Annotated in this window: 17 protein-coding genes; all 17 read left to right on the forward strand. The window is 65.6% G+C overall.

What is annotated here, in order from left to right:
• The first annotated feature begins 135 nt into the window (after positions 1-135).
• Positions 136-1,635, forward strand: a complete 1,500-nt coding sequence (locus VW23_RS10540) for a methyl-accepting chemotaxis protein (protein WP_069909525.1) — start codon at positions 136-138, stop codon at positions 1,633-1,635.
• A 120-nt stretch (positions 1,636-1,755) separates the two neighbouring features.
• Positions 1,756-2,619, forward strand: coding sequence for a CheR family methyltransferase (locus VW23_RS10545; RefSeq protein WP_069909526.1), 864 nt, complete (start codon positions 1,756-1,758; stop codon positions 2,617-2,619).
• Complete coding sequence (locus VW23_RS10550; RefSeq protein WP_069909527.1) at positions 2,616-3,662, forward strand: protein-glutamate methylesterase/protein-glutamine glutaminase; 1,047 nt, start codon at positions 2,616-2,618, stop codon at positions 3,660-3,662. The genes VW23_RS10545 and VW23_RS10550 overlap by 4 nt, the downstream gene beginning before the upstream one ends.
• Before the next feature lie 98 nt (positions 3,663-3,760).
• Positions 3,761-4,150, forward strand: a complete 390-nt coding sequence (locus VW23_RS10555) for a response regulator (RefSeq protein WP_069909528.1) — start codon at positions 3,761-3,763, stop codon at positions 4,148-4,150.
• Positions 4,151-4,438: 288 nt separating this feature from the next.
• Complete coding sequence (locus VW23_RS29450; RefSeq protein WP_069909529.1) at positions 4,439-6,961, forward strand: methyl-accepting chemotaxis protein; 2,523 nt, start codon at positions 4,439-4,441, stop codon at positions 6,959-6,961.
• Between the two features lie 261 nt (positions 6,962-7,222).
• The gene (locus VW23_RS10565; protein WP_244513491.1) at positions 7,223-9,736 is read left to right on the forward strand and encodes a methyl-accepting chemotaxis protein; all 2,514 of its coding nucleotides are present in this window, start codon (positions 7,223-7,225) and stop codon (positions 9,734-9,736) included.
• Between the two features lie 104 nt (positions 9,737-9,840).
• On the forward strand, positions 9,841-12,765 hold the full coding sequence (locus tag VW23_RS10570; protein WP_069909530.1) for a methyl-accepting chemotaxis protein: 2,925 nt from the start codon (positions 9,841-9,843) through the stop codon (positions 12,763-12,765).
• A 161-nt stretch (positions 12,766-12,926) separates the two neighbouring features.
• A complete protein-coding gene (locus tag VW23_RS10575; protein ID WP_244513495.1) occupies positions 12,927-15,347 on the forward strand; it encodes a methyl-accepting chemotaxis protein in 2,421 nt (806 codons plus the stop codon).
• A 131-nt stretch (positions 15,348-15,478) separates the two neighbouring features.
• A complete protein-coding gene (locus tag VW23_RS10580) occupies positions 15,479-15,778 on the forward strand; it encodes an antibiotic biosynthesis monooxygenase family protein (protein ID WP_069909540.1) in 300 nt (99 codons plus the stop codon).
• Positions 15,750-16,127, forward strand: a complete 378-nt coding sequence (locus tag VW23_RS10585; RefSeq protein ID WP_084645898.1) for a DUF1801 domain-containing protein — start codon at positions 15,750-15,752, stop codon at positions 16,125-16,127. The genes VW23_RS10580 and VW23_RS10585 overlap by 29 nt, the downstream gene beginning before the upstream one ends.
• A 42-nt stretch (positions 16,128-16,169) precedes the next feature.
• The gene (locus tag VW23_RS10590) at positions 16,170-16,532 is read left to right on the forward strand and encodes a methylglyoxal synthase (RefSeq protein ID WP_069909532.1); all 363 of its coding nucleotides are present in this window, start codon (positions 16,170-16,172) and stop codon (positions 16,530-16,532) included.
• Positions 16,533-16,680: 148 nt separating this feature from the next.
• Complete coding sequence (locus VW23_RS10595; RefSeq protein ID WP_069909533.1) at positions 16,681-17,463, forward strand: ABC transporter ATP-binding protein; 783 nt, start codon at positions 16,681-16,683, stop codon at positions 17,461-17,463.
• A complete protein-coding gene (locus tag VW23_RS10600) occupies positions 17,463-18,167 on the forward strand; it encodes an ABC transporter ATP-binding protein (protein ID WP_069909534.1) in 705 nt (234 codons plus the stop codon). The genes VW23_RS10595 and VW23_RS10600 overlap by 1 nt, the downstream gene beginning before the upstream one ends.
• A 5-nt stretch (positions 18,168-18,172) precedes the next feature.
• Entirely contained in the window at positions 18,173-19,174 is a 1,002-nt protein-coding gene (locus VW23_RS10605) for a branched-chain amino acid ABC transporter permease (protein ID WP_069909535.1), read from the forward strand.
• Complete coding sequence (locus VW23_RS10610; RefSeq protein ID WP_069909536.1) at positions 19,171-20,460, forward strand: branched-chain amino acid ABC transporter permease; 1,290 nt, start codon at positions 19,171-19,173, stop codon at positions 20,458-20,460. Before VW23_RS10605 ends, VW23_RS10610 begins: the two co-directional genes overlap by 4 nt.
• A 79-nt stretch (positions 20,461-20,539) precedes the next feature.
• The gene (locus VW23_RS10615) at positions 20,540-21,079 is read left to right on the forward strand and encodes an MbcA/ParS/Xre antitoxin family protein (protein ID WP_084645899.1); all 540 of its coding nucleotides are present in this window, start codon (positions 20,540-20,542) and stop codon (positions 21,077-21,079) included.
• A partial coding sequence (locus VW23_RS10620) for an RES family NAD+ phosphorylase (protein ID WP_141728295.1) occupies positions 21,076-21,675 on the forward strand: 600 nt, incomplete at its 3' end. The genes VW23_RS10615 and VW23_RS10620, both read left to right, overlap by 4 nt.

A 21,675-nucleotide genomic window follows, 5' to 3' on the forward strand; every position in this document is an offset into this window, starting at 1 on the left:
CTCCCGCACGCATCATTACCAAGTTCTTACGCCACCCCCGGCAAGTATAGGTTTGATTAACCATTCCGGTTTTAGGGTCGCGGCGAGGGCCTGGGGAGGCCCGCCGGGGCTCGGTGATTCGTGCGGCGCTTGCGCATGGCGCTCATCGCTAATCTATGCTGGCTTGCCGCTCTGCTGATCGCGGTCGGCGGCGTGCTGCTGTTTGGCGTGGGTCTCGCGAGCGCGGTGCTGGCGATTGTCGCGGCGGCGGCGGCGGCGACGGGCATGGTGATCATCGGGCTGCGCGCCGATCGGGCGTTTGCGGCGCGGCTCGGGGCCATCGGGCAGGCGGTCGGAGTATGGGCCGGCGAGGCGACCAGCCTCGAGGCCATCGTCCAGAGCCTCTGCTCGCGGCTTGATCGGGCGCACAACTTCAAATCCGCCTTCGGCAGCATGCGGCAGCCGGCGGCACTGGTCGACGCCGATGGCGAAATCCTCGGGGTCAGCACCGGCCTGGTGCTGGTTGAACCGACAGCCGAGGAAGGCGGGCTGATTTCCGACGTGCTGGGCGGCCGGGTGCTGCTCGAGGACATGGCGGAAGAGAGCATCGTCACGGTTGGCGACCGCCGCTTTGTGGCGGAGCGGCGGGAGCTGGGCGGCGGGCGCTCGATCATCGAGTTCACCCCGGCCGGCTATCATATCGCCGATGACGATTTCGATGCCTTCGTCACGGCGCTTTCGAATGGCCGAACGGGGTTCCGCTTTGATGACTGGGGCATGCAGCATTCGCCGGCGCTGAAGGCGCTGGGTGGGGCGCTCGAACAGTTCGACAAATCGGTCAAAGCGATCGGCCAGCTGCTGCGTGGCGAGGAGATCGACGCACTCTTGCTGATGGGCGCCGGAGCCATGGCGCCGGAGCTCCGGCAGTTCGAGCAGGACCTCAATTCCATCCTCGCCGAACGTGAAGAGGCGCTGATGGCGCGGGCCCATCTCGAGGCCAAGATGGAAGCGATCCTCAGGGCCATCGACCGCTACCGGGCCAGCGTTACCAGTCTCGCCGAGCTCGCCGACCAGAGCCGGGCGGGGCTCACCGTGGCGTCGCGCGCCATCGAGAAGGGGCGCGCCAAGGCGCAGGCGGTGCGGGTGCTGGAGCGGCAGGCGGTGGCGCTGGCGGCCGATGCGGCGCTCGCCGTGCAGCGCACCAGTGCCTCGGTCGGCGGGGTGGAGCACACCACGGCCGAGATCGACCGGATGGTGTCGAGCATCGAGGATGTGAGCTTCCGCACCAACCTGTTGGCGCTCAACGCTGCGGTGGAGGCGGCGCGGGCCGGTGAGAAGGGCGCCGGCTTTGCCGTGGTGGCGGCCGAGGTGCGCACCCTGGCGCAGGCGACGCAGAAGGCGGCGCGCGAGATCAAATCGCTGGTCGGCACCTCGCGGCGCGAAGCCAGCGCCTCGGTCGAGGAAGCGGCGTCGCTCAAAAAGATTCTCTCCGGCCTCGGCGGACATTTAGAGAATCTAAGCAATGAGACGGACATGATCGCCGGTGCACTGGATGAGGGCAGCGGCGCCATCGCCCGGCTGGACGGCAGCGTTGCTGCGGTCGGCTCGGAAGCGGCGAAAGCCCTGCAACTCCCGGCGCGCAGACGCTCGGCCTAGAACGGGCCACCCTTATTCTAAGTGTGTCCCGTTCCAGGTTGTTAGGTGGTCGCGGGATCGAACCGGAAAAGTCTGCAACTTTTCCTGATCCCGCTCCGGAATGGGCCGATAGGGGGCAGTATGGATCAGGGCGAATTTGCCCTCAGTGACCGCGAGTTCAATCGGGTCAAGGCACGCGTCTATCAGGAAGCCGGAATCTCGTTGTCGGAGGCCAAGCGCACCCTCGTGGTGTCGCGGCTGGGCAAGCTCGTTCGCACGCTGCGGCTCAGCTCGTTCGATGCCTATCTCGATTACCTCGAGCGGCAGGGGACGCCCGCCGACGCGCAGGAGTTCATCAACGCGCTGACCACCAACCTGACGCGGTTCTGGCGCGAGGACCATCACTTCGAGCATCTCGAGACCTATGTGCGCCAGCTGATGGCGCAGCGGCCGCGGCTGGGCGCCAACGGCCGACCGAAGCTGCGGATCTGGTCGGCTGGCTGCTCGACCGGGCAGGAGCCCTATACCATCGCACTGAGCCTGCTGTCGGCCTTCCCGGAACTGAAGCGCTGGGATTTCCGCATCCTTGCCACCGATATCGATACCAACGTTGTCGCGAAGGCGGCGGGCGGGGTTTACCCGGAGGCCGAGCTCAACGGGCTGTCGCGGGAGCGGGCGACGCTGTTCGAGCGCGCCGGCGCCGGCCAGGTGCAGATCCCGATGGCGGTGCGCGAGCTGATCTCGTTCAAGCCGCTCAACCTGATGCACAACCCCTGGCCGATGAAGGGGCCGTTCGACGCGGTGTTCTGCCGGAACGTCGCCATCTATTTCGACAAGAAGACACAGGGCGAACTGTTCGCGCGGCTGGGGGCGATCCTGGTGCCGGACGGCTTTCTCTATATCGGGCACTCCGAAAACCTGGGCGCCGGCGGCGCCAATTTCCGGCTGGTCGGCAAGACCATCTATCAGGCACGCGCACAGCAGAAGGCGAGGGACGCAGCATGAGCATCAAGGTGCTGGTCGTCGATGATTCCGCACTCATTCGCGAGGTGCTGAGCCGCACGCTGGGCAAGGATGGCGATATCGTCGTCGTCGGCACCGCCGAGGATCCGATCGATGCGCGTTCCAAGGTCAAGGACCTCAACCCCGACGTGGTAACGCTCGATATCGAGATGCCCAACATGAACGGGCTGCAGTTTCTCGATAAACTGATGCGGCTGCATCCGCTTCCGGTGGTGATGGTTTCGACGCTGACCACCAAGGGGGCGAGCGAGACGCTGCTGGCGCTGGAACTGGGGGCGGTGGATTTCGTCGCCAAGCCCAACGCATCGCTGTCGGGCGGGCTCGATGCGTTCGGCGAGAACCTGCGCCAGAAGGTGCGGGCCGCGGCCCATTCCGACGTCAAGGGCCGCGCCTTGAAGGCGCCGACCGCCAAGGTGCCGGTGCGTACTGCGGCGGCGCCGAACGGCGCGCTGATCGCCATCGGAGCCTCGACCGGCGGGGTCGAGGCGATCCGGGTGGTGCTGAGCCAGATGCCGCCCGACTGTCCGCCGATCGTCATCGCGCAGCATATGCCGGCGGGGTTCACCAGCCGCTTTGCCGGGCGGCTCGACGAGCTGACCGAGCTGAAGGTGGTGGAAGCCGAGGACCGGATGCCGCTGCTGGCGGGGCACGCCTATGTGGCGCGTGGCGACTTTCATTTGCGGGTCGAGCGCAGCTCCGGCCAGCTCAAATGCCGGGTGACGCAGGACGAACTGATGTCGGGGCACCGGCCGAGCGTTGACGTGCTGTTCGAGTCGGTGGCGAAAACCGTCGGGCCGATGGCGGTGGGCGCCATTCTCACCGGCATGGGCCGCGACGGGGCGCGCGGGCTCAAGCTGATGCGCGAGGCTGGGGCTTACACGGTAGGGCAGAGCCAGGCCTCGGCGCTGGTCTACGGCATGCCGCGCGTGGCGTTCGAAGAGGGCGCGGTGATCGAGCAGGCGCCGGTCGAAGGTATCGCCGCGCGGCTCGCGGCGGCGCTCACCCGGCTCAAATCCGCAGCATAACGCGGGTTCGGATTGAAGGTTTGGTAACGGAATGCACCTAGGGTTTTACGATACGCGACCCGGGCGTATTTCGGGCAGCTAGAAGGCGCAGCGTAACGATGCCGAAGGCAAGTGCAGTCAGTGTGATGATCGTCGATGACCAGCAGTCCATGCGGGGCATCTGTAAATACATCCTCACCCAGCTCGGATTCACCAACATCGTCGAAGCCAAGTCGGGGCGCGATGCGCTCGGCAAGCTCGAAAAGAGCAGTGTCGACCTGATCATCTCCGACTGGAACATGGAAGATATCGACGGGCTGACGCTGCTGCGCGTCATCCGCAAGCACCCCAAGACGCAGGGCATGCCCTTCATCATGGCCACCGGCCGCTCCGACAAGGAGCAGGTGAAGGAAGCGATTTCGTCGGGCGTCAACAACTACATCATCAAGCCGTTCGACGCCTCGACCATGAAGAAGCGCATCGAGGCGGTGATCGGCGTGCTGTCGTAAGCACAGCCTCCTGCTTAAACTTGCAAGGCCGCCTCCGGGCGGCCTTTGCGTTTCCGGGCAAGCACTTGTCGCTGTTGGTCTTTCCGGACGTCGATGTAATCGACTACATGCCCGGAAATGCTGGGCTTGCTACGCATCGTTCCGTAACACGAAATTAATCGGCCCCTGCCAGTCTTTGCCCAGTCGTGCACGGGCCTTGGGGGAGGGTCGACGTGATGCGGGCGCCGTAGCTGCTGCCCGCCCTCGGCATTTCCTCCCCAGACGGCCGCATCCAGGAGGAGCAGGCGCATGGGTTGGTTTCCAAGATTCAAGATCGCGCAGAAGCTGCCGCTGGCGCTGGTCGGCTCGGCGCTGCTGGTCAGCGCCGGCGTCGGCATCGCCAGCTACCTGATCGGCTCGAGCACCGTCGACCAGATGAGCATCCGGCAGATGCAGATGGCGGCCGGCGACCGGGTGAAATCGTTCGAAACCTATCTCGGGACCATCGAGGCGGACCTGGTGAACCAGGCGGCGGCGGAAAGCGTGCAAACGACACTGCGCGATTTCGCCATCGGCTGGGGCCAGTTCGCCACCTCCAAACCCGCTGCCGATCCGATCGCCACGCTGCGCGGCAATTACATCGACAACAACCCCAATTCGGCCGGTTCGCGCCAAGCGCTCGATACGCCAGCGCAGGCGCCGGGCGCCAAGAAGTGGAACTACGATTTCCTCCATTCCAAGGTGCACCCGAACTTCCGCCGCCAGTTGGAAGCGCGCGGCTATTCGGACCTGTTCCTGTTCGATCCCAAGGGCAACCTCGTCTATTCGGTGATGAAGAACGACGACTTCGCGCGGAACTTCGCCGAGGGCGGCGAGCTCGCCGATAGCGGGCTGGGGCGGGCGTTCCGTAGCGCCGCGGCATTGACCGAGCCCGGCAAGGTGGCGTTCGAGGACCTGAGTCTTTATGCGGTGGCCGGCATGCCGGCGAGCTTTCTCGCGACGCCGGTGTTCGACGCGCGCAACAAGCTGATCGGGGTGATGGCGATCGAAATGCCGATCGGGCCGATCAACCTGATGCTGCAGGACAATGCCAATCTGGGGCAGACCGGCGAGAGCATCCTGGTCGGCGCCGACAAGCTGATGCGGTCGGACTCGGTGTTTTCCACGGGCAACGACACGCTGAGCGCCAGTTACGACTATCCCGTGGCCGACGCGGCTTTGGCGGGTAACCGGGCCGATGGCGTCACCACGGATTACCGCGGCATGCGGATGATCGCCACGGCGCTGCCGGTGGAGTTCAACGGCGCCAAGTGGGCGATGGTCACCACGATGAGCGAGGACGAAGCCTTCGCGCCGGTGGCCGAGATGCGCAACATGATGCTGCTGGTCGGCGCGGGGCTGCTAGCAGTGGCGGCGGTGGTCGGCCTGCTGTTCTCGCGCAGCATTTCCAAACCGATCAGCCGGCTGACTGAGACGATGGGGGCGCTGGCTGAAGGCAAGCTCGACACCGAGGTGAAGGGGGCAGGCCGCAGCGACGAGATCGGCGACATGGCCAAGGCCGTGCAGGTGTTCAAGGAGAATGCGCTGAAGGTCACCGAGATGACCGAAGGTGAGCGTGCCGCGTCGATCCAGCGTCGAGCCGACCGCACGCAGATGATGCAGGAGTTGCAGAAGGCATTCGGCGAAGTGGTGGATGCGGCGATATCGGGCGATTTCACCAAGCGGGTCGAGGCAGAGTTTCCCGACCAGGAGCTCAACGCGCTGGCGCATGGGGTCAATGAGCTGGTGGCGACGGTCGATCGCGGCATGAGCGAGACGGCGGAGGTGCTGGCGGCGCTGGCCCATACCGACCTGACGCAGCGGGTGCGCGGCGATTACCAGGGCGCCTTCCTGCGGCTCAAGACCGACACCAATGCGGTGGCCGAAAAGCTCGGCGAAATCGTCATGGGACTGAAGCAGACCTCGCGCTCGTTGAAGACGGCGACGGGCGAGATTCTGTCGGGCGCCAATGACCTGAGCGAACGCACCACCAAGCAGGCAGCGACGATCGAGGAGACCTCGGCGGCGATGGAGCAGCTGTCGGGTACGGTGCTCGCCAATGCCGAGCGGGCCAAGGATGCGTCGAACGTCGCGGCAACGGTAACCCGCACCGCCGAAGATGGCGGGCAGGTGATGCACCGGGCCACCGAAGCGATGGAGCGGATCACCCACTCGTCAGGCAAGATTTCGAACATTATCGGGATGATCGACGACATTGCCTTCCAGACGAACCTCTTGGCGCTCAACGCCTCGGTGGAAGCGGCGCGGGCCGGCGATGCGGGCAAGGGTTTTGCCGTGGTGGCCGTGGAAGTGCGGCGGCTGGCGCAGTCGGCGGCCAGCGCCTCGAGTGAGGTCAAGGTGCTGATCGAGCAATCGGGCAGCGAGGTGAAGGGTGGCTCGAAGCTGGTGGCGGAAGCCGCGGCCAAGCTCGAAGCGATGCTGGTGGCGGCGCGCTCGTCGAACGAATTGATGGATTCGATCGCCCGGGCCAGCCAGGAGCAAGCCTCGGCAATCGAAGAGGTGAATGCTGCCGTCCGCACCATGGATGAGATGACCCAGCACAACGCGGCGCTGGTCGAAGAAACCAACGCGGCGATCGAGCAGACCGAGGCGCAGGCCACCGAACTCGACCGGATCGTCGAGGTGTTCCGCACTGGCGACGCTGGCTCTGTGCGGGCCGTGGAACCGCCGGCCAAGGGCATCCGGGCGCTGCAGGACAAGGTGCGCGTGGCGGCCAAGTCTTACCTCAGCCGCGGCAATGCCGCGGTCGACAAGGATTGGGCCGAGTTCTAGGCGTGATACAATTCTGCTCAGTAGAAAGGCCGCTCCCGAGCGACCTTTTTTTGGCGTGCTGCGCAGCGTCATTCGCCCGCAAATGCTGAGCGCACTACGTGTCGTTCCGTAATCAGAAATTAAGGCGCGGTGCCTAGTCTTCGCCAAGTTGTGCACGGGCCTTGGGGGATGAGGCGGCGTGAACAGCGGAAGCAGGATGCTTCCGTTACGCTGCGGCAGGATCGCCGCTCCCCCCGAAGGCAATATTTGGGGGTTTTTTGCATGGGTTGGCTTCCGAAATTCAAGATTGCCCAGAAGTTGCCATTGGCCATGGTGGGCTCGGCGCTGCTGGTCAGTGTCGGTGTGGGGCTCGGAAGCTACGTGATCGGCTCGGGCATCGTCGCCGATATGAGCGCGCGGCAGATGCAGACGGTGGCCTCGAGCCATGCCGACAAGTTCTCAACCTATCTCAAGACCATCGAAGCGGACCTGGTGAACAGCGCCGCCACCGACAGCGCGGTGAACGCGGTGCGCGATTTCGCCATCGCCTGGAAGAGCTTTGCCAAGGCGACGCCGCCGGGTGACCCGATTGTGGTGCTGCGCGAGGCGTTCATCACCAATAACCCGAACCCGGCCGGGCAGCGGCAGTTGCTCGATATCAACGACAAGGGCCGGACCAACTACGACACCACGCACGACAAGGTGCAGGCGACATTCCGCCGGCAGCTGGAGCTGCGCGGTTACCGCGACTTCTACATGTTCGATACGGTGGGCAACCTCGTTTACTCGGTGATGAAGAACGACGATTTCACGTCGAACTTCGCCGAGGGCGGCGATATGGCCGATAGCGGGTTGGGGCGGGTGTACCGCAAGGCGCTGGCGCTGACCGAGCGCGGGCAGGTGGCCTACGAGGACGCCTCGGTCTACGCGATCGCCGGCTCGCCGGCGAGCTTCATCGCGACGCCGGTGATCGATGTGCGCGGCAAGCTGATGGGGGTGATGGCGATCCAGATGCCTGTCGTCCCGATCAACCAGATGCTGCAGGACAGCACGCAGCTCGGCCAGACCGCCGAGAGTTTCTATGTCGGCGCCGACAAGCTGCTGCGCTCGGACTCGGTGTTCTCCGACGGCGATGACACGCTGACCGCCGTCTACGACAATCCGGTGGTCGAGGCGGCGCTGGCCGGCAACGCTGCCAACGGCGTCACTACCGACTATCGCGGTATGCGGATGCTGGCCAACGCCACCCCGGTTACCTTCAACGGCACCACCTGGGCGATGGTCACCACCATCTCAGAAGACGAGGCATTCGCGCCGGTGGCGCAGCTCAGGAATACCATGCTGGCGATCGGCGCGGGGCTCCTGGCGCTGGCGGCGCTGGTGGGCGTCTTGTTCTCGCGCAGCATCTCGAAACCGATCAGCCGCCTGACCGAGACGATGGGGGCGCTGGCCGAAGGCAAGCTCGAGACAGAAGTGAAGGGCGCCGGCCGCAGTGACGAAATCGGCGACATGGCCAAGGCCGTGCAGGTGTTCAAGGAGAACGCGCTGAAGGTCACCGAGATGACCGAAGGCGAGCGCACGGCCTCGGTGCAGCGCCGTGTCGAGCGCACCGCGATGATGCAGGAGTTGCAGAAGGCGTTCGGCGAAGTGGTCGATGCGGCGATCTCCGGCGATTTCAGTAAGCGGGTCGAGGCGGAGTTCCCGGATCAGGAACTGAACGCCTTGGCGCATGGCGTCAACGAGCTGGTCGCGACAGTGGATCGCGGGCTGATCGAGACTGGCGACGTGCTGTCGGCGCTGGCGCAGACCGACCTGACGCAGCGGGTGAACGGCCAGTATGGCGGGGCGTTCGCCCGGCTGAAGGACGATACCAACGCGGTGGCCGAGCGGCTGACCGAGATCGTCGGCCAGCTCAAGGGCACCTCGCGCTCGCTGAAGACGGCAACCGGCGAGATCCTCTCGGGCGCGAACGATCTGAGCGAGCGGACCACCAAGCAGGCGGCGACGATCGAAGAGACGTCGGCGGCGATGGAGCAGCTGTCCGGCACGGTGCTCGCCAATGCCGAGCGCGCCAAGGACGCCTCCAGCGTCGCGGCGACCGTGACGCGAACTGCCGAAGATGGTGGCCAGGTGATGCACCAGGCGACCGAGGCGATGGAGCGGATCACTGCGTCCTCGGGCAAGATTTCGAACATCATCGGCATGATCGACGACATCGCTTTCCAGACCAACCTGTTGGCGCTGAATGCCTCGGTCGAGGCGGCGCGGGCCGGCGACGCCGGCAAGGGCTTTGCCGTGGTGGCGGTGGAAGTGCGGCGGCTGGCGCAGTCGGCCGCCGGCGCTTCGAGCGAAGTGAAGGCGCTGATCGAGCAGTCGGGGACGGAAGTCCGGGGCGGCTCGAAGCTGGTGGCGGAGGCCGCGGCCAAGCTCGAAGCGATGCTGGTGGCAGCGCGTTCGTCGAACGAGCTGATGGATTCGATCGCCCGGGCCAGCCAGGAGCAGGCGTCGGCGATCGAAGAGGTGAACGCCGCCGTCCGTACCATGGATGAGATGACCCAGCACAATGCGGCGCTGGTCGAGGAAACCAACGCGGCGATCGAGCAGACCGAGGCGCAGGCCACCGAGCTCGACCGGATCGTCGAGGTGTTCCGCATCGAAGCGCAGACAGCACCGGTCCGAGCCGTCGAGGCGCCGGCCAAGGGCATCCGGGCGCTGCAGGACAAGGTGCGGACCGCCGCCAAGTCGTATCTCAGCCGTGGTAACGCCGCAGTCGATAAGGACTGGGCCGAGTTCTGATGAGTTAGGTTTTGTCGTGCTTTCGAACCGGAAAAGTCTGCAACTTTTCCTGAAAGCACTCCGGGGACTGAAAAGCCCCCGCGAAACGTCCAGAAGGGACAGAAATGCGTAAGCTCACCCGGATCATCACCGCCATTGTCGTCGGCGCTCTGCCGCTTTGCGGTGGGCTCCATCTGGGGTGGCAGACAACTGGCGAGATGGACGCGGCGCAGCGCGAAGCCGAGGGCGTGCGCTATGCCGGGCTGGTGCTGCCGGAACTGGTGGGGCTCGCCCGGGATGGCGCGCTGCCGGCGGCCGATCCGGCGCTCGCCGCGGCGGCGCGGAGCGGCGATGCGACACTCGGCACGGCTTCGCTGTCACGGGCCTATGACACGCTGAAGGCGGAACTCGCGGGTGGCGCGCATCCGGCGGCGGCACGCAATGCCGCGGCGCTGCTGGTGCAGCGCATCCATGACAGCTCGGGGCTCAGTGCCGACCCGAAAGCCGAACAACTGCTGGAGGTGCCGAAGGCAGCCAATGCGGCGCCGCTGTCGCCGGCGCTGATGCAGGCGACGCGCTACGCCGTGGCGGTGCAACCGGCCGAGCTGGCGCGGCTCGAAGAGGTGCTGGCCGAGTTCCGCGTGGCGACCGCCGATGGCGGGGCGACGGCTGCGGGCAAGGCTTACACGGCCGCCGCGGGGGCGCTGGCGGAGCGGGTGGCGGCGGGTATCGCGGCGATCCCCGATGCCAAGGCGCGATCGGCTTTTGACTGGGCCGGGCTCGATGCGGCGCATGATGCGTTCCAGGATGCGGCGCTGGCGCTGGGCCGCGCCTCGGGCGCCGACATGGGGCAGTTGTTGGAACAGCGGATCGCCGAGGCCGGCGGGCGTCTCAACTGGATCGGCGGGATCAGTGTGGGGCTGGCGCTGCTGGTGGGGTTTTCGGCGTATTTCGGGCTGGGGCGGCTCGGTCAACCCGCGATTAAGGAAGCTTCCCTATCGTCGGCGATGGGGATGAGCGGGGATGCCGGGCACGAAAGCCGCGGCGACATGGGGGCTAGAATGGCCACAACGTCTTCGCAGACCACTATCACTTCGCAGACTCGGAGCGGGCTGTCGCTCACCACGACGATCTCGGCCATGGTGTTCCTCGCGGTCACCGTGGCTATTGCGGCCGTGCTGTTCGCGGTGTGGACGATGCTCGCTGCCAATACGCGCGACACCGCCGACCAGCGGCTGGCGGCCGATCTCAGGATTGCCGCGGCGATCCTCGAGGTGAACCTGCCGAACTCCGACATTTTCTGGAACGAGGCGGGCGAGCTCGAAAAGATCGAAGCCAAGGCGATGCCGAAATTCCGCAACCACGACCTGATCGACACCATCGGGCGAGTGACCGGCGATACGGCGACGCTGTTCGTGTTCGATGCGGAAACCCAGGATTTCACCCGCAAGTCGACCACCATCCTCGACGACAAGGGCGAGCGCATCCTCGAGACGCCGCTGGCGCGCGACGGCGCGGCCTATCCGGTGGTGGTTGCCGGTGGCACCTACCAGGGCGAGGCCAATGTGCTTGGCGTGCCCTATTACGCCATCTACCGGCCGATCCAGAATCTCAACAACGAGGTGATCGGGCTGGTCTATGTCGGCATCCCGAAAGCCGAGATCGATGCGACGGCGAGCGCCGGGCTGCAGCTCCTGGTGCTGGTCGGCGCAGTGGCAGTGCTGGTGATCGGAGCGCTCTCGGTGTTTGCGGCGTCGCGGCTGATGCGGCCGGTGCCGATGCTGTCGAAAAGTATGCGGCTGGTGGCTGGCGGCGCGCTCGAGACGGAGATCCCCTATACGGGGCTCCGCAACGAGATCGGCGAGATGGCGCGCAATGTCGAAGTGTTCCGCGCCAATGCGCTGAAGGTGCAGGAGCTGACCGAGGATGAGCGACTGGCGCTGGAGCAGCGCCGGGCCGAGCGGGCCGAGATGATGCAGTCGCTGCAGCAGAGCTTTGGCGATGTGGTGGATGCCGCGACATCAGGCGATTTCTCGCGCCGGGTGGCGACCCGCTTTACCGACGACGAGCTGAACCGGCTGGCCGGCAGCGTCAATACGCTGGTCGCGACGGTGGAGCGGATCATCGGCGATACCGGTGCGGCGCTGGCGGCGCTGGCCGATACCGACCTGACGCACCGCATCGAGGGCAGCTATGAGGGCGCGCTCGGGCAGCTGCGCGACGATACCAACGAGGTGGCGGAAAAGCTCAGCCATATCGTCTTGACGCTGAAGCAGACCTCGCGCTCGCTGAAGACGGCGACCGGCGAGATCCTCTCCGGCGCCAACGACCTTTCCGAGCGGACGACACGGCAGGCGGCGACCATCGAAGAGACCAGCGCGGCGATGACGCTCCTGGCCGACACGGTGCGCGCCAATGCCGAGAAGGCCGAGGATGCGCGCCACGTGGCCGAAGATGTCAGCCGGACCGCGGAAGCGGGCGGCGCGGTGATGCAGCAGGCCAATGTGGCGATGGAGCGGATCACCCAGTCCTCGGCGAAGATCTCCAACATTATCGGGATGATCGACGACATCGCCTTCCAGACCAACCTGCTGGCGCTCAACGCCTCGGTGGAAGCAGCGCGGGCGGGGGAAGCCGGCAAGGGCTTCGCCGTGGTGGCGGTCGAGGTGCGGCGGTTGGCACAATCGGCGGCGCAGGCCTCGAGCGAAGTGAAGGTGCTGATTGAGCAATCGGGCACCGAGGTCAAGGGCGGCACCAAGCTGGTGGCCGAGGCGGCCGATAAGCTTGAAGCCATGCTGACATCGGCGCGCCGCTCCAATGCGCTGATGGCGGCGATCGCCGACGACAGCCGGCAGCAGGCGGGCTCGATCGAGGAGGTCAACGCGTCGGTGCGGCAGCTCGACGAGATGACACAGCACAATGCGGCGCTGGTCGAGGAGATCAATGCCGCGATCGAACAGACCGAGGCACAGGCGGGGGAGGTCGACGGTATCGCCGAGATCTTCACCGTGACTACCGGCGCGAGCCGACGCACGTCCCGCGCGGCGTAGAGGCGCCGGCGGAACGACCGCCGGCCGCCACATTTCAGCCGAAAGTCCTACCGCCGGGTGTCGCGATTTGACGCGATGTTAACGATGCCATGCTGTCATTGTCGTCGAGACGCAGGACGCATTTCAGCTCGTCGACACTCCAGAAGGACCACGACCCCTCCATGCCCGCCAAGACCAAATTCAAGCTGCCGTCGCTTAAGCTTCGGGGCTCCATCATTCTTGCCGCCGCCGCCATTTTCACGGTCGCGATCGGCGCATCGCTATATTACGTGGTCTCCAGCAACCGCGCCCAGGACCTGGCGCAGGCCGACGAAGTGGTCGGCGGGCTGGCCGAGACGCAGGCCGAGTCGATCAAGACGTTCCTGACCGGCTTTGCGGTGGCGGCCGATTCGACGGCGCGCACGGCCGAGGCGCTGCTCGCCAACCACGACACCTCGCCCACCACCTATGGCACGATCGTCACCAAGCAGCTGGCGAGCCTGCCGGGGGCGTTGGGCGTCTACATGATGTTCTCGCCGGAGTCGGCGCTCTATGCGCGGCCGACCTTTGCCGGCTCGCACTTCCTGATCAGCGGCAACCATGTCGGCATCCTCGCTGAGAACAAGGCTGACGGCACGGTGGGCTATGGTTCGCTCGACAGCCCGGCGGGCTTTGACAGCTGGTTCACCGGACCGCTGAAGGCGGGCGTCGCCGCAATCTCCGGGCCCGACAATATCGAGGGCAAGCTCTACACCAGCTTCACCAACATCATCAAAGACCCGTCGGGCAAGTCGGTCGGGATGAGCGGCGTCGCCTTCGACTCGGCAGTGCTGGCCGCGAAGCTCGGCACCGAGCCGCCGATGGGCAACGGCTTCATGGGCATCATCAACCAGCGCAATGTCTGGGTGCTGAACCCTGACCCCAAACTGATCGGTACGGAAGTGACGGAATCCTGGGCGCTCGAAGCGCTCACCGCCATGGCATCGTCGGACACCTTTTCGTCGACCGGCGAAGCCGCCGGCCAGACCTGGAAGATGAATGCCCGCAAGGTCGACCTGCCGGGCGCCGATGCGGCCTGGACGGTGGTCGTCGCCGTGCCGCAGTCGACGCTGCTCGCCGATTCCGAAGCGCAGCTCTTGAACCTCCTGATCGGCGGCGTGGTGATCTTCGCGCTCGGCCTCCTCGCCTTCGCCTGGCTCGGTACGGCCATCGCCAAGCCGATCAGCAAGATGACCGGGGTGATGCGCAAGATCGCCGATGGCGACTATGGCGTTGAAGTGCCGTTCGGTACGATGCGCAACGAGATCGGCGACATGGCGCAAGCCGTCGAGGTGTTCCGCGAGAACGGCCTGAAGGTCGCCGAGATGACCGAGGCGGATGCAGCGCGGATCATCCGCGACCAAGCGGCGCGTACCGCGATGATGGCCGAACTGCAGAAGGCGTTCGGCCAGGTGGTGGATGCGGCCGTGGCCGGCGACTTCTCGCGCCGGGTGGAGACCGAGTTCCCAGATGCGGAGCTCAATGCCATTGCCGGCTCGATCAACAACCTCGTCGCGACCGTTGATCGCGGCCTCGGCGAGACCGGTGAAGTGCTGGCGGCTTTGGCCGATACCAACCTCACCAAGCGGATGGAAGGCCAGTATGAGGGCGCCTTCGCCCGGCTGCGCGATGACACCAATGCGGTGGGCGATAAGCTGAGCCACATCGTCGGGCAGCTCAAGGAAACCTCGCGCTCGCTGAAGACGGCGACCGGCGAAATCCTCTCGGGCGCCAACGACCTCAGCGAACGCACCACCAAGCAGGCGGCGACGATCGAGGAAACCTCGGCGGCGATGGAGCAGCTTTCGACCACCGTGCTGCAGAATGCCGAGCGGGCCCGCGAGGCGAGCGAAGTGGCGAGTACCGTCACCCGCACCGCTGAAGAAGGCGGGCAGGTGATGGGCGACGCCAATGCGGCGATGGAGCGGATCACCCAGTCTTCGGCCAAGATCTCCAATATCATCGGGCTGATCGACGACATCGCCTTCCAGACCAACCTGCTGGCGCTCAACGCCTCGGTGGAAGCAGCGCGCGCCGGCGATGCCGGCAAGGGTTTTGCGGTGGTCGCCGTCGAAGTGCGGCGCCTGGCGCAGTCGGCCGCCAGCGCCTCGAGTGAGGTCAAGGCGCTGATCGAGCAGTCGGGCACGGAAGTGAAGACCGGCTCGAAGCTGGTGGCGGACGCGGCAGCGCGGCTGGTCGCCATGCTGGAGGCGGCACGCTCGAGCAACCTGCTGATGGACGGCATCGCCCGCGACAGCCGCGAACAGGCTTCGGCGATCGAAGAGGTGAACACCGCGGTGCGCCAGCTCGACGAGATGACGCAGCACAATGCGGCGCTGGTCGAGGAGACCAACGCGGCGATCGAGCAGACCGACGGGCAGGTGAACGAGCTCGACCGGATCGTCGATATCTTCACCATCTCGGGGGCCGCGCCGCAGCGCGTGGTGCAGGTGGCGCCGCCGGCCCGCGGCATCAAGGGCTTGCAGGAGCGGGTGAAGAAGGCCGCGAGCTCGTACCTGAGCCAGGGCAATGCCGCGATCGACAAGGACTGGGCGGAATTCTGATCCGCCCGAATTCTGCTCCGACAAATGCTGAGCGGCTCACAATTGTGAGCCGCCGGCGATAACCCTGACACTCGGTGTCAGGTGATCCATGCGAAACCGTCTCCCCACGTTACAAGGAGAGGGTTTTGTTCATGACCCAGACACTCGAGCTCGTCACCTTTCGGCTCGCCCGCGGCAGCGGCCAGCAGTTCATCGATGCCAATGCGGCGATCAGCGACTGGCTGAAGCGGCAGCCCGGGTTCGTGTCGCGCCACCTCGCCGAGCGTGATGACGGCAGCTACCTCGATATCGTGTTCTGGCAGACGCATGAGGCCGCACTGGCGGCCAGCGGCAAAATGATGGAAGAGATGGCCCAGAGCGAGGCCATGACGATGATCGATCCTATGGGCCTCGAGATGAGCCATGGCACAATCCGACTCTCGGTCGACTGAAATGGTCGCCGACCTCCTGCAAATCGTGCGGTCGTTCCCCCAGCCGGTCGCCGACCTATCGCAGCAGCTGGCGCTGACGCTGCTCTCGGTGCGGCCAGACCTCGACGCCAAGGCGCGGCTCGGCTGGGGCTCGGTCAACTACCGGCATCCCGTCGCCGGGTTCGTCTGCGCGATCTTTCCGATGGAGGATCATGTGTCGCTGGTGTTCGAGCACGGGCGGCTGCTGAGCTCGCCTTTGCTCGAAGGCGACGGCAAGCAGGTGCGCTTCATCCGCTTCGTGCCGGGCACGCCGATCCCCGAAGACGAGATCGCGATCCTGCTGGCCGAGGCCATTGCGCTCAAGGCGTGAGCCGTGCAGAAAACCTCCGACGATTGGTTCGGAGATTTCCCCATGGCGCGGATCGGGCTCGTGGCGCATGACGATAAGAAAGACGAACTGGTCGCCTGGGCAAAGCTCAATCGCGACAAGCTGGCGCTGCATGAGCTGTGGGGCACCGGCACCAGCGGCGGGCGGGTCACCGACGGCACCGGGTTGCCGGTGACGCGGCTGCTCAGCGGGCCGCTGGGCGGCGACGCGCAGCTGGGCGCGATGATCGCCGAGGGGCGGCTCGATGCGCTGATCTTCTTCCAGGATCCGCTCACCGCCATGCCGCATGACGTCGATATCAAGTCGCTGACCCGGCTGGCGACGCTCTACAACATTCTGTTGGCGCCAAACCACAGAACCGCCGACGCAGTGCTATCGGTGCTTTGACCGTCTGGTCAAAGTCTCCACAACCCTATAATAGCCGCCCCCAATCGAAACGCGGTGCTTGGTTGACCGGTGTTTGTGCATATGCGCAGATGACCGCAAAACCGGCACAAGCCGCGAAGAAGAACGATTTCATCAGGACGGGGGCGGGGTGTCCTTCGACGCAGTCATCGACGTGAAGAACGTCAGCAAGCGCTTTGGCGGCTTGCGCGCAGTCAACGATTGTTCGCTCCGGGTCGAGCGCGGCTCGATCACCGGGCTGATCGGTCCGAACGGCGCCGGTAAATCGACGCTGTTCAATCTGGTCGCGGGCAATATCGTGCCCGACAGTGGTCAGATTATCTTTGATGGCCAGGATGTTACCGGGCTGAAACCGCATCAGCTGTTTCATCGCGGCATGCTGCGCACCTTCCAGATCGCGCATGAATTCTCCAACATGACAGCGTTGGAGAACCTGATGATGGTGCCCTCGGGCCAGCCGGGCGAGAGCCTGGTCAGGACCTGGCTGATGCCCGGCGTCATCAAGGATGCCGAGCGCCACGTGCGGCAGAAGGCGCTCGACGTCATCGATTTCCTGAAGCTCGGGCACGTGAAGCACGAGCTCGCCGGGAACCTCTCGGGTGGTCAGAAGAAGCTGCTAGAGCTCGGCCGCACCATGATGGTCGATGCCAAGGTGGTGCTGCTCGACGAGGTGGCGGCCGGCGTCAACCGCACGCTGCTGCAGGATCTGGCCGCCAATATCGAGCGGATGAACCAGGAGCTCGGCTACACCTTCTTCGTCATCGAGCACGACATGGACCTGATCGGGCGGCTGTGCGACCCGGTGATCGTCATGGCGCAGGGCGAGAAGATCGCCGAGGGTCCGATGAGCGAGATCCGTGCCAACCCCGAGATTATCGAGGCCTATTTCGGCGCTCCGGTGGAGGCCGCGTAATGGCACTGCTCGACATCAAGGACGTCGTCGGCGGGTACGGCGGCGCGCCGATCCTCAATGGCGTTAACCTCGCGATCGAACAGTCCGATATCGGCGTGATCGTCGGGCCGAACGGGGCCGGCAAGTCAACGACGCTGAAGGCGATCTTCGGGCTGTTGAAGGTCACCGAGGGCTCGATCAGTTTCCACGGTGAGGAAATCCAGAACTCGCTGCCGGACCGGCTGGTGCCCAAGGGGCTGAGCTTCGTGCCGCAGGAAAAGAATGTCTTCACCTCGATGAGCGTCGAAGAGAACCTCGAGATGGGGGCGTTCACCCGGACCGACGACTTCAAGCCGACAATGGAATGGGTCTACGACATGTTCCCGGTGCTGCGCGAGAAGCGCCGGCAGCCGGCGGGTGAGCTCAGCGGCGGACAGCGCCAGATGGTGGCGATGGGCCGGGCGCTGATGAGCCAGCCGAAGCTCTTGTTGCTCGACGAACCGTCGGCGGGGCTCAGCCCGCGTTACGTGATCGAAATCTTCGAGCAGATCGTCAAGGTCAACAAGGCGGGGGTGGCCATCCTGATGGTCGAACAGAACGCGCGGCAGGCGCTGGCCTTCGCCTCGCGCGGGTTTGTGCTCGCCACCGGCAAGAACCGCTTCACCGGCACGGGCGCCGAGCTCATCGCCGATCCCGAAGTCGCCAAGAGCTTCTTGGGGGGCTGACGGCAATGAATGAACTGATCTTCTTTTTCAACAATGTCGTCGTCGCCGGCGTGGTGCTGGGCTCGATCTATGCGGTCGGCGCCATCGGCGTGACGCTGATCTTCGGCATCCTGCGCTTTGCGCATTTCGCCCATGGCGACATGATGACCATGGGGGCGTTCATCGCGTTCCTGCTCGCCATGGCGGCGACGGCGCTCGGCATCACCACGCCGGTGGTGCCGACGGGCTTTCTGGTGCTGCCGATCGCGATGATCCTCGCGGCGATCATCGCGCTGGGGCTCGACAAGGGGTTTTACGCGCCGCTGCGCAAACGCGGGGCCCGCCCGGTGACCATGCTGATCGCCTCGATCGGCGTGACGCTGATCATCCAGGGGATGATCCGGCTGTTCTTCGGCTCGGGCACCTACTCGTTCTTCGAGACCGAGCAGAAGCAGCTGGTGCGCATCCCAGTGCCGCTCGAGGGCGTCACCCGCACGATCAACTTCACCCAGCCGCAGCTGCTGATGGTGCTGTGCACCGCGGTGGCGGTGCTGGCGCTGCATTTCTTCCTCACCCGTTCGCGGCTCGGCAAGGCGATGCGCGCCATGGCCGACAATGCCGACCTGGCGCAGGTGTCGGGCATCAACACCAAGCTGGTGGTGCGGGTAACCTGGATCATTGCCGGCTCGCTCGCCGCGATGGCCGGCACCATGCTGGCGCTCGACGTCAACCTGAAGCCGGACCTGGCGTTCAACATCGTCCTGCCAATCTTTGCGGCGGCGATCGTTGGTGGGCTGGGGCAATCCTATGGCGCCATCGCCGGCGGCTTCCTGATCGGCTTTGCCGAGACGCTGGCGATCTTCAACTGGTCGGTATTGCTGCGGCCGGTCGCGGGCTCGCTGCCGTTCGAGCTGCCGGCGACGCTGGCGATCGTGCCGACTGAATACAAGCTGACGGTGGCCTTCGTGATCCTCGTGGTGGTGCTGTTGTGGCGACCGACCGGTATCTTCAAGGGAGCCTCGACATGATCGCGCGTCGTTCTCTCATGATGTTCGCCGGCCTGTTCGTGCTGTTCACGGTGATCGGCTGGTTCCTCGGCGCTGCCAATATCTCGCTGCTGCTGGTGCAGAGCTTTGCCTATGCGCTGATCGCGCTGGGCCTCAACATCCAGTGGGGCTATGGCGGGCTGTTCAACTTCGGCATCATGGGCATGCTGATGCTGGGCGGCGCGGCCGTCACCTTCATCTCCTATCCGGTCAATGCGCAGTTCTGGGGCTCTGAAGGGCCGCTCATGCTGGGCAAGGCACTGATGGCGTTCCTTGCCGGGTTCCTCCTGGTGTGGGGGGCGCGACACGCCGATCGCATCGGCATCAAGGGGCGGTGGAAGAGCGTCGTTACCGTCATTGCCTGGATCGTCGCCTATATCGTCTACCGCAGCCAGATCGATCCGGCCGCGGCCTATATCGAAACGGCCGGCGGCGGCTGGGTCGGTGGGCTCGGGCTGCATCCGGTGCTCGGCTGGCTGTTCGGCGGCGTGCTGGCAGCGGGTGTCGCCTATGTGGTGGGGAAGATCTGCCTGGGGCTCCGCACCGACTATCTCGCCATCGCCACCATCGGCATCTCGGAGATCATCCGGGCGCTGCTCAAGAACATGGACTGGCTGACCCGCGGCACGCTGACCGTGTCGCCGATCCCATGGCCGACGCCGATCCCACAGGACCTGCAGGCGCAGGGCGTGTCGATCTCGGAGTCGTTCATCTATGCGCGGCTGGGTTTCCTCGGCCTCGTGATCCTCGTGCTCGCCGTCGCCTTCTTCCTGGTGCAGCGCGCCTATGGCGGGCCGTGGGGTAGGATGATGCGGGCGATCCGCGACAACCACATCGCCGCGGCCTCGATGGGCAAGAACGTTACCCGGCGGCAGCTCGAGATCTTCGTGCTGGGCTCGGTGCTGATGGGCATCGGCGGCGCCATGCTGGTGAGCTTCCAGCAGATCTATGATCCGGGCGCCTACCAGCCGATCAACCACACCTTCCTGATCTGGGTGATGGTGATCGTCGGCGGGGCGGGCAACAACTGGGGCGCAGTGTTCGGCGCGCTGCTGATCTACATCACCTGGATGATCTCCGATCCGGTGTCGCAGTGGTTGTTCAACAACATCTCGAACTGGTCGACCGACATGGGCTGGGGAGCGATCCCGGAAATCCAGTCGCGCGCCAGCCAGATGCGCGTCTTCGTGCTCGGGGTGGTGATCACCATCGCGCTCCGCTACGCGCCACGCGGCCTGATCCCGGAAGTGGTGCGGCGCGAGGCCTAGCTCCCAGGTCCAAATTTGGACGTGGACTTGTAAGTTGTCCGGATTTAGACTATGTCTTGATCCGGACAAGGAGCGCATCATGCAGTTCGGTTTCAGTGAAAAGCCGCAGGCGGCGTTCGTTCCGGCCAACGGCAGCGACGACATCGTCGATTTCGGCCGGTTCTCGGCGCCCAACCGGCGCCGGCTGAGCGGGCCGGCGCTCCGGACCTTCCTCAACATCGCCGAGCTCTGGGGGCTCAATGAGGAGCAGCGGCGGCTGGTGCTGGGCTACCCCTCGCGCTCGACCTATCACCACTGGGCCAAGCTGGCGCGGGAGCTGCAGCCATTCACGCTCGATCTCGATGCGCTGTTGCGGATCTCGGCGGTGTTCGGCATCCATCAGGCGCTGGGCGTGCTGTTCGCCGACGCGGCCGAGGGGGTGCGCTGGCTCAAGGGCCCACATATGGCGCCGCTGTTTGGCGGGCAGCCGCCGCTGACGCTCGTCACCTCGGGCACGCAGGACGGGCTGATGGCAGTGCGGCGCTTCCTCGATGCGGCGCGCGGCGGCCTCTACATGCCGCCCAATGGGCTCGATGCGGCGTTCACTCCGTACGAAGACAGCGACATCGTCATCCGCTGATGCACGCGCCCGCCCCGCAGCCGAGCCATCGGCTGATCCCGTCGCGGTTTCCGCCGATCGGACTGTTCGACAGCGTCGCCACCACCGCCGACGCCGAGGCGGTGATGGAGCTCGCCGGCTGGACCAACGACCGGCTGGTCCGGCAAAGGCTGGCGCGCCTGCCACAGCACGAGTGGGTGTTCGGGCGCGCCAATTCCAGCATCGTCATGGCGGCGTTCCTGCACGCGGCGCCCGGCGGATCGCGCTTCAACGGGCCGGAGCTGGGCGCCTGGTACGCCGCGGCTTCGCTGGTCACCGCGATCGCCGAGGTCGGCCATCACCTGAGGCGCGAAGCGCTGGCCCGCGGCGTCGAAACGCTGCATCGCACCTTCCGCAGCTACACGGCGCGGCTCGCGGGCAGCTATCGCGATATCCGCGGGGGCGAGCCGGAGCTGCATGCCTCGGACAGCTATGCGGCCGGGCAGGCGTTCGGCGAGGGTTTGCGCGCCGCGGGAGAAGACGGGGTGCTCTACGACAGCGTGCGCCACCGCGGCGGCAGCAATGTCTGCGCCTATCGGCCGAGCCATGTGCTCGACGTGCTGCAGGCGCAGCATCTC

It is taken from the genome of Devosia insulae DS-56 (assembly GCF_000970465.2).
Taxonomy (GTDB): domain Bacteria; phylum Pseudomonadota; class Alphaproteobacteria; order Rhizobiales; family Devosiaceae; genus Devosia_A; species Devosia_A insulae.

What these genes read in the sequence shown, in the direction of transcription:
- VW23_RS10550 (WP_069909527.1), top strand. Translation starts at nt 2,616, where the DNA reads ATGAGCATCAAGGTGCTGGTCGTCGATGATTCCGCACTCATTCGCGAG.
- VW23_RS10600 (WP_069909534.1), top strand. Translation starts at nt 17,463, where the DNA reads ATGGCACTGCTCGACATCAAGGACGTCGTCGGCGGGTACGGCGGCGCG.
- VW23_RS10590 (WP_069909532.1), top strand. Translation starts at nt 16,170, where the DNA reads ATGGCGCGGATCGGGCTCGTGGCGCATGACGATAAGAAAGACGAACTG.
- VW23_RS10545 (WP_069909526.1), top strand. Translation starts at nt 1,756, where the DNA reads ATGGATCAGGGCGAATTTGCCCTCAGTGACCGCGAGTTCAATCGGGTC.
- VW23_RS10570 (WP_069909530.1), top strand. Translation starts at nt 9,841, where the DNA reads ATGCGTAAGCTCACCCGGATCATCACCGCCATTGTCGTCGGCGCTCTG.
- VW23_RS10540 (WP_069909525.1), top strand. Translation starts at nt 136, where the DNA reads ATGGCGCTCATCGCTAATCTATGCTGGCTTGCCGCTCTGCTGATCGCG.
- VW23_RS10610 (WP_069909536.1), top strand. Translation starts at nt 19,171, where the DNA reads ATGATCGCGCGTCGTTCTCTCATGATGTTCGCCGGCCTGTTCGTGCTG.
- VW23_RS10555 (WP_069909528.1), top strand. Translation starts at nt 3,761, where the DNA reads ATGCCGAAGGCAAGTGCAGTCAGTGTGATGATCGTCGATGACCAGCAG.
- VW23_RS10575 (WP_244513495.1), top strand. Translation starts at nt 12,927, where the DNA reads ATGCCCGCCAAGACCAAATTCAAGCTGCCGTCGCTTAAGCTTCGGGGC.
- VW23_RS10580 (WP_069909540.1), top strand. Translation starts at nt 15,479, where the DNA reads ATGACCCAGACACTCGAGCTCGTCACCTTTCGGCTCGCCCGCGGCAGC.
- VW23_RS29450 (WP_069909529.1), top strand. Translation starts at nt 4,439, where the DNA reads ATGGGTTGGTTTCCAAGATTCAAGATCGCGCAGAAGCTGCCGCTGGCG.
- VW23_RS10585 (WP_084645898.1), top strand. Translation starts at nt 15,750, where the DNA reads ATGGCACAATCCGACTCTCGGTCGACTGAAATGGTCGCCGACCTCCTG.
- VW23_RS10615 (WP_084645899.1), top strand. Translation starts at nt 20,540, where the DNA reads ATGCAGTTCGGTTTCAGTGAAAAGCCGCAGGCGGCGTTCGTTCCGGCC.
- VW23_RS10605 (WP_069909535.1), top strand. Translation starts at nt 18,173, where the DNA reads ATGAATGAACTGATCTTCTTTTTCAACAATGTCGTCGTCGCCGGCGTG.
- VW23_RS10565 (WP_244513491.1), top strand. Translation starts at nt 7,223, where the DNA reads ATGGGTTGGCTTCCGAAATTCAAGATTGCCCAGAAGTTGCCATTGGCC.